We start from the raw sequence: 2072 nt of genomic DNA, 5'->3' as shown, positions 1-2072 counted from the left end.
GCGCGGAACGGCCGCCCCGCGCCCCCGCCCCGGCTCAGGTGGCGGCGACCGTCTCGGTCTCGTAGCACTCGATCTGATCGCCAATCTTGATGTCGTCGTAATTGGCGAAGCTCATGCCGCACTCATAGCCGTTGGTGACTTCCTTGACGTCGTCCTTGAAGCGGCGGAGCGTCGCCAGCTCGCCCTGGTGGATGACGATGCCATCCCGCAGCAGGCGGACGCCGCAGCCGCGCCGGACCACGCCCTCGGTGACGCGGCAGCCGGCGATATTGCCCAGCCGCTTGACCTCGAAGACCTCGAGGATCTGCGCGTAGCCCAGGAACTTCTCGCGCTGGATGGGGGCGAGCTTGCCGCGCACCAGCTGCTCCACGTCATCCGCCACCTCGTAGATGATCGAGTAGTAGCGGATGTCGACGCCGTCCCGCTGCGCCAGCTCCCGCGCCTGCGCCGTCGCGCGGACGTTGAAGGCGACGACGATGGCATTCGACGCCTTGGCCAGCTGGATGTCGCTCTCGGTGATCTGGCCGACGGCGCTGTGCAGCACCCGGACCTTCACCTCGTCGCGCGACAGCTTGTTCAGCGTCACGCCAAGCGCCTCGGCGGAACCCTGCACATCGGCCTTGACGACGACCGCGACCTCCTTCTGCTGGCCGGCGGCGACACGCGCCATCATGTCGGCCAGCGTGCCGCGGGCGGCACCGGCGGCGGCGGCCTGCTTCTCCCGCAGCTTGCGCTGGCGGAACTCGCTGATCTCGCGCGCCCGGCCCTCGTTCTCGACGACGGCCAGCGGCTCACCGGCGGAGGGCACCCCGGAGAGGCCCAGGATCTCGACCGGCAGGCTGGGTCCGGCCTCCTTCAGCTGGCGGCCCTTGTCGTCGAGCATGGCGCGCACGCGGCCCCACTCGGCGCCGGCCACCACCATGTCGCCCTGTCGCAGCGTGCCCTTCTGCACCAGCACGGTGGCCACCGGACCCCGGCCCTTGTCGAGCTTGGATTCGATGACCGTGCCCTCGGCGGCGCGGTCCGGATTGGCCTTCAGGTCCAGCACCTCGGCCTGCAGCAGGATCGCCTCCAGCAGCTTGTCGAGGTTGGTGCCCTTCAGCGCCGAGACCTGGATCTCCTGGGTGTCGCCACCCAGGGATTCCACGACCACCTCGTGCTGCAGCAGCTCGTTGCGGACGCGGTCCAGGTTGACGCCCGGCTTGTCGATCTTGTTGACCGCCACGATCATCGGCGCGTTCGCCGCCTTGGCGTGGTGGATGGCCTCGATCGTCTGCGGCATCACGCCGTCATCGGCCGCGACGACCAGCACCACCATGTCGGTGACGCTGGCGCCGCGGGCGCGCATGGCGGTGAAGGCGGCATGGCCCGGCGTGTCGATGAAGGTGACCTTCTGGCCCCCCGCCACCGTCACCTGATAGGCGCCGATGTGCTGGGTGATGCCGCCGGCCTCGCGCGCCGCCACGTCGGTCTTGCGCAGCGCGTCCAGCAAGCTGGTCTTGCCGTGGTCGACATGGCCCATGATGGTCACGACCGGCGGCCGCGTCACCAGGTCCGCCTCGGCGTCGACCATGCCCTCCAGGCCCAGCTCGACGTCGGATTCGGAAACGCGCTTCACGCGGTGGCCGAACTCGTTGACCACCAGCTCCGCCGTGTCGGCGTCGATGGTCTGGGTCAGCGTCGCCATCACGCCCATGCGGAACAGCGCCTTCACCACCTCGCCGCCACGTGCGGCCATGCGGTTGGCGAGCTCCTGCACCGTGATGGCTTCCGGCACCACCACGTCGCGCACCACCTTCACGCCATCGCTACGGAGACGCTGCAGCTCCTGCTGCCGCCGCTCGCGCTCGCGGGCGCGGCGGACGGAGGCCATGGAGCGGCTGCGCTCGTCCTCGCCCTCGATGGCGGCGGCCACGTCGATGCGGCCGTCGCGGCGGCGATCGCCGCCGATGACCGGCTTCTTGGCGGGGGCGGCGGCGGGCTTCTTCGCGGCGGCGGCCGGCATGCCGGGGCGGCGGACCGGGCTGCGCCGCTCCTCCTCCTCCCCCTCGCGGCCGCGCAGGGTCAGGCGC

1 protein-coding gene is annotated in these 2072 nt (G+C 70.9%); it reads right to left on the bottom strand.

Annotated features, from left to right (window positions below; translation table 11 throughout):
- Nucleotides 1–34 precede the first annotated feature (34 nt).
- On the bottom strand, nt 35–2072 hold a 2038-nt coding region (infB, locus tag ACVMLK_RS20830), incomplete at its 5' end, for a translation initiation factor IF-2 (RefSeq protein WP_457487513.1).

The sequence above is a fragment of the Teichococcus aerofrigidensis genome (assembly GCF_054073225.1).
This window is presented reverse-complemented; position numbering and strand designations above follow the sequence as displayed.